Raw genomic sequence first — 6,415 nt, forward strand, 5'->3', positions numbered from 1 at the left:
AAGCTTAGATTATCAAACACCAGATGAAGTATATAAACAGGGAACTTTCCCTAATATTAATATAGAAGAGGTAGCTTAAATATTCGGATAATTTTTAACTAATTGTCTTGACATGTCTCTTAGCATAAAGAAAGGAAAGAGCTGATAGAATGCTTTTTTCAGCAAAGGGAAATATCTCTGATTTTCCTAAACTTATAAAAGCTTTCGGCTTAGCAAAACCAGCTGCCATAACAGCTCGTCCCTTAAAGACTACGCTTGGTGAATACATTTGGCTCATTGAACTTAAAGATTCGGGGTATGATGAATTTCTAAAAATTAGCAAAGTTGAGGGATTTGAGTTTAAGTATTATGGCTCATTTCCTCTTATATGATGAAAATATCATGTATTACCGATAGCATAAAATAATAATTTGATTTTATGATTGACGTACTCCCACAGGCAAGACCATGGGAATCTGGCCATGGTAACGACGGCTGCACCCCGAAGGATGTCTTACACCGTCTCTGGCCCGCGAGACCCGTCCGGCCTCGCCTTATGGTCTAGGCGTCCTTCGCCTGTTCCATTCGGTTCATGATACGCTTTGCCTCAGCGAGTATGTTCACCGCGGCATTCACGTCCCTGTCGTGTGTGTTTTTGCAATAGGAAATCAGCAAAAATACCAAAAGAATTCAGCACTTTTTCCAAAACCTCAATTTATCTTCTTTTCAACCATTTGATGGTTCATCGGAGAAAGCCTAAGTCTCCAATCAACCTTTCCAGTATCGATCAAGTGACCGAAATGAACAATCCTGTCGATAATGGCTGCAGCAAGTTGCTCGTCAGCAACGATCTTCCCCCATTCGCTGAAAGGAAGGTTTGTCGTCAGTATCAGACTCTTGTGCTCATAGCTGTCGGCAATCACCTGGAACACCAGTTCGGAACTCATCTTATCCAATTGGCAATAGCCCCATTCGTCAATGATGAGAAGGTCCAGGGCCCTGAAGTCTCCAAGAGCCTTCTCTATCCGCCCCGTCTCCTTCGCCTCCAGCAGCCTTGTGGCAAGCTGGGAGAGAGTGATGAACTTGACCTTGTATCCCTGCATGCATGCCTTTATGCCCAGTGCTATGGAAAGCATGGTCTTTCCGGAACCGCAGATGCCATAGAACACAAGGGTATGCTTCTCCGCAATGAACTTTGTGCTTTTCTTGTCTCTTTCCTAACACTCTATAGATAGAGAAGCTTCTTCAGATATGGCACTTTTCCAATAAGAAGAGATGACAGAAGGGAAAGCGGAGCAAGCACAACAAAAACAAGGGCCATATATAGTATTGGAGTAAAGAAGGAAGAGGAAGAATAAGGCAGCAGATAGGCCATGAATACTTCCAATATCATTACATGAAGCATATAGATTCCGAAGGTAAACTTGGATACGGTGCGGCAAAACCTCCCTTCCTTTCCACTGTTCTCCTTCCTATAAAGCAACACAAAAGCACCTGTGGAATAAATGAGAGGAAGAAGGCTAAGGTTGTCATAAGTGTAGTTGTAGGATTCAGGAATGGAGCTCTCGAATACTTGGGTCAAGGCTATCATGGAAATAAGACTCAATGCTCCTGCGGCCACCAGTGCCTTCTTGGTCTTCTCCTTTATCTCGACGTTTGTCAGGTACCACCCCAGAAGGAAGTATGTTGTATATCCGGAGACAAAGTTCAGGAATAAACGTGGAGTATAAGTGGAGATAGAGAATCCCATAATGTTCTTGAAGAGACTCAGGAAGGAAGGAATGTAGTTGAATACAACGGAAAGGAGTATGAAGTAAAGGATATACCTCTTATTCTCCCTCTTCACAAAGAGCCTCAAGATGGGAACTATGAGATAGAGCCCTATTATCATGTACATATACCATATATGAGGATAAAGGGTTCCTGAGAAATTCAGTATATAGTCCCAGACCCCCACACCGCCAAGAGCATGATAGAAAAAGCCATAAATTAGTGACCAGAAGACCAGAAGGACAGCCATTACCAGAAAGTGCTTACGAAAGAAGGCTTTTACGTTGAAGGACTTATCCTCGTCAAGAAATAGGGAACCGCTGACCATCAAAAAGAGAGGAACACCGATTCTAGACAACGAATCCACAATGTTTCCCCAGATGAACTCGGGAGATGAGGATGGATATTTTATTACAAATGAGGCACTGATATGAGTCATCAGCACAGTGATGATTGCAACTGTCTTAATTAGATCTAGGCTTCTATTCCAGTTTTTTTTCTCTACCATGGTTTCTCTCCGTAATTATAGTATAAAAGAAGAATAACAATGCTTGCTACAATCAATAATACCATCTCAAAAGGCGAATGTCACCAACCGAGATCGCATCCAAGATCGGCTGCGCAAAGACGACGGTCTCAAGGGAGGTGAAGGGACATTGCTCCGTGGAAAGGAAAGGGGCCTACGGGCGAAGCTTCAACGACTGCGCAAGGAGGACTGACTGCAGGGTGGCACGCTTCCCGTTCGTATGCAACTGATGCGAAAAGAGAATGTCGTGCACTCTGGAGAAGCGCATCTACAGTCCGAACGAAGTCCAGAAGGAATACGAGGGGACGCTTTCGTCGTCGAGGGAGGTCCTCCACGTGATGGATGGGCAGCTGAAGGAGATCGAGGTCATCATCAGGAGCGGACTCGACAACGGACAGTCAATAAACCATATCTTCACATATGCCGGAGACGCCCTGCCGATCTGCGGGCGTACCGCCTACAGCTACATAAACAAAGGATTCTTCGAGTCCGTGATAAGGCTCGATCAGCCTAAGGCTGTGCAAGTTCCTTTTTTCCTGCCTACTAACATAAATCCTCCGATCTATATACTTACAAGTATTATACTTTAGAGTATATAGATTATTAAGATAAGGATTTCTGAAGTCAGCTCAGAGCACCACTTTTATCATCTGGGCCCTGTCAGACTCGAAATCAGGATCAGACTCGGTAAAGAACAGTGCAAATGAGAACGGAGGCATGATGTAGCTGCAGTAGCTCTCTCCCTTCTCCAGGTAATAACCGTATTCCTTATCCGCAAGAACTTCAAATGCAGTGCTCAGAAGTTCAAACCCTGATTCTGCATCATTGAGTCCTTCCATGTAATATTCACTGTCAGTGAGTCCCGTCACCGTTGCAAGGATTGTATAGACAAAGTCCTCAAAGAGAGTATCCGCATCCACACCGGAAGCATCCTCAAGGGCTGCAACTTCAGTATACGGTGAGTTTGCAAGCCTTATGATCGCATCGATCCCGAACCTTTCCCCAAAGTAGCGGAAGAACAGCAGGCCGTAACCGTAGATCTCATTCCTGTCCGAAGTGAAGAAGGATATTTCATCAGCCACTGAAAGGTAAGAGTAGAGGTAACCGTCATGACCTTCAGGATAACCTACATAGTACTCAGTCCACATCGCAAGACCTTCAACGATGAAGGAAAGGTACTCTTCATCCAGAGCCTTTGACGCCCTGTTGTTCATGTAAGCCATGTGTGAAAATTCATGGCACAGGGTGGATACCACATCCGCTGAAGTATAACTTTCGTCTGAGCTGAATATGGAAACGTTGATATACAGCATGTCACTGAGATTTGATTTATAGTCATACCCTGCCCTTTCCAGTTCTTCCTGAGAGTACTGATCAAGGGAATAGTAATACCCCATTGTATCCTCATCGAAACTGGTGATCAGAAACCTGATTTTGCCATTGGCATCGACATCACCTTCATTGCCGAAGATTCTCCTAATGACCTCATACTCATCCTCAAAGCCTGTAGCTATTTCCTCCAGTTTCTCCATATCTACAGAGAACCTGTCATCCAGGTAGAAAAATGCGTGTTCTGTTTCATAAATGCATGTGGAATCAACGAAGTTCGCATCCTCATTCTCGGAATAAACGGAAACGTGATTCCAGCGGGATGAGACACCCTCATCGGGGATTCCATGCACGCTTTGCCCGGTGAATACCATCGACTTTAAGTCGTAGTCCTGGATTCCATCCATGTCATCAAGCGGGGAATACTCCGTCTCATCCTCAAAAACCGGATCCTGATCCTCTGTCTCCAGATCAAAGGGTTTCTCCCCTATTGCGAAGGTTGCAAACTCATAGTAGTCATCCTCACTCTCAGGGATGAAATACACTGCACTGATACTCGTCTTATCCGCACCTGATGTCTGGCACGCGGTGAGTGTGATGATAAGGCACATTGCCGTTATCAAAGCTATTATTTTTCTCATGAAACAATTTTATGACTGTTTCCTGAAATTGGCAACCTGCTGGAATATCAGATGAAAAGTAAGCAAAAAATAAACCATAATTAACAACCAGTTTGCTGCCGAAGTACCATATGGTATAAGGAGGCCCATATGGGAAACAGAAAACAGAGCATCAAGTCTGAAGACAAGTCGTTGAAAATAGACAGGAAGCCTTGCCCTTGTACGTCGGAAAGAAGTATATTTTTGCTGGTGTCGGTCATAAAGCGGCTCCAAAATGAAGATTTTGTCATATGACAAGCGATGGCAGAGAGGGAGTTAGGATGTCTTATCTGCTTTTTAATTGCTTATAATATAACAAAATAAGTGTATCAAATAGCCTATATTTGTTCAATAGGAAAGGGGCTGTACATCAGCTAAGTAAACTAGATAACACTTTGCATCAGCACTTTCACTTGCGAACGTAAGCGAATTTGGAAGTTTATCATAATATCTTATAATACTAAAACTCATTGGTCCAAGATTTACATTCATATCAGTTTTGTCTGCATCGTTTGTGTATGTTATGGCCTCATCATAGATACGTTTTACTTCATAGAGCTCAGGGAACTTCATATCACGCTTTATTCCATTAATCTCATCTACTCCTAGAGCTTCAGCAATTATTTCAAGCATGAAATCTTCATATACCTCATTAAATGGTTTTTTGAGTTCTCTTTCTACTGCTTCAAGGGTATCGGTATCTTGTCGAGTTAGATTGATGACAACGTCCATTCCACCGTAATCTTGATACTTTTCTTCAATGTATGACCAGAACATACAGCCGATACCATAGTTACATATTTGATCTTCTTGACACCTTGGATGATATGTTTTGCTGTTTTGGAACATCATGTTAATGTATCCTTGCTCCTCATTGTATGCCCCATGCTCCCTTTCAAAGAGGCCATTCTGTTTTAAACTTATGTAATCAGCAATACCTTCCTCCAAAAAGTGTGCTAAGTCTATCGTTTCCATGTATGCTGTATTGTGCTTTCTATCAACTTGAAGATAATGGGTGTATTCATGGGCAAAGGTTTTGAGAAATGATTCCGCTGTTGCCTTAGCTCCTGATTCATTATAATTATTTCTTATCGATGAGAGGTTCATGTAGAATGCAGCATAAGCATTCCTTGATGATTGGGAATTGTATGGCTCTGAAGAAAAATACCCAAGTGTGCCAATATCTTCTTCATTGAAATCATATATTGCAATAGTAAAAAGCCTGTGATTATTTCCTTTTGAATCCTTCATAGGGAAAAGAAATTTTTCAGAAGGCTTGGTTTTTAGCATTTCTTGTTCTTTTTCAAGGTAGTTATCTTCCATCAAGGAATCTTCATCATAATACAGACAATTGAGAATTTCATTGACCATCTTAAGGTCTTTATCTGAAACATTTTTGTCAATAATGTATAGTAATCCATTATCATAGTCACGTCCTGTAATTATACCTTCTGAATTTAGAATTTCCTTCATATCCTTCTGTTCAGGTTTGTCGTTGTCATATACATACATTCCGTCCCATGTAATATACCCATATTCATCTTGGTAAGGTTTTGAAATATTAATTGCAGAATATGTGCTAGATAAATTCCTTGATCTAGACCAAGTAATATCATTTATAACTGTTGCTTCTACTTCAAATTCATCACCTTCATATTCTTTAGAAGTTGAATAACCTGACATGAAATTTGTTACGATGGAATACACTGTACAATCTTCCTTATTTATCGTTACAGTTTCACCGTTCTCTATATTCGTGGGGTTAATTCTTTGTTCAGCGTTACCGTTGTTAAAGGTAAGAAGTGTCTCTATGTAACCAATTTCGCTGTATGCTGAAATTAAAATACAAGTTTTAAGATTATCTGAAGATACAGGATCATTACCTTCCCCAAAAGGAAAAAGATTGATTTTTCCTTTTGATTTTATGTAAGAAATTTCACTTGTACCATCAGAATAGATATAAATAGTTCTATAAATAAAATTGGTTTCTTCATTTGTATCTTTAAATTTGAGTATTAGAGAATGCTGACAATCACTATCTTTGTATTTAGTACTGACAACACTACCATCATATTGTATTGTCAATTCATTATCTCCAGCTGACCATTTACTCTTATCTTCATCTATTTTTAGATTTGGTTTTTCTACTTCT

5 protein-coding genes and 1 pseudogene are annotated in these 6,415 nt (G+C 41.0%); 2 read left to right on the forward strand and 4 right to left on the reverse strand.

The features are described from left to right. Window positions 1–149: 149 nt before the first annotated feature. Entirely contained in the window at window positions 150–371 is a 222-nt protein-coding gene (locus FYJ80_RS11365) for an ACT domain-containing protein (protein ID WP_154427000.1), read from the forward strand. Window positions 372–689: 318 nt separating this feature from the next. Here FYJ80_RS11365 and FYJ80_RS11370 read toward each other — a convergent pair. Both FYJ80_RS11370 and FYJ80_RS11375 read right to left on the reverse strand, forming a co-directional pair. Next, a pseudogene (locus FYJ80_RS11370) lies at window positions 690–1,172 on the reverse strand (ATP-binding protein); the annotation flags it as partial. Between the two features lie 32 nt (window positions 1,173–1,204). Beyond that, window positions 1,205–2,257 (reverse strand): acyltransferase, encoded by a 1,053-nt coding sequence (locus FYJ80_RS11375; RefSeq protein WP_154427002.1) that lies wholly within the window; start codon window positions 2,255–2,257, stop codon window positions 1,205–1,207. A gap of 260 nt (window positions 2,258–2,517) precedes the next feature. Here FYJ80_RS11375 and FYJ80_RS11385 point away from each other — a divergent pair, with 260 nt between their 5' ends. Next, window positions 2,518–2,865, forward strand: a complete 348-nt coding sequence (locus tag FYJ80_RS11385; RefSeq protein WP_154427006.1) for a hypothetical protein — start codon at window positions 2,518–2,520, stop codon at window positions 2,863–2,865. A gap of 39 nt (window positions 2,866–2,904) precedes the next feature. On the opposite strand, the gene FYJ80_RS11390 is transcribed toward FYJ80_RS11385, so the two are convergent. Further along, window positions 2,905–4,245, reverse strand: a complete 1,341-nt coding sequence (locus FYJ80_RS11390) for a hypothetical protein (RefSeq protein WP_154427008.1) — start codon at window positions 4,243–4,245, stop codon at window positions 2,905–2,907. Window positions 4,246–4,611: 366 nt separating this feature from the next. Continuing rightward, a partial coding sequence (locus tag FYJ80_RS11825) for a hypothetical protein (RefSeq protein WP_206361086.1) occupies window positions 4,612–6,415 on the reverse strand: 1,804 nt, incomplete at its 5' end.

The sequence above is a fragment of the Bullifex porci genome, assembly GCF_009695635.1.
Lineage (GTDB): Bacteria > Spirochaetota > Spirochaetia > Sphaerochaetales > Sphaerochaetaceae > Bullifex > Bullifex porci.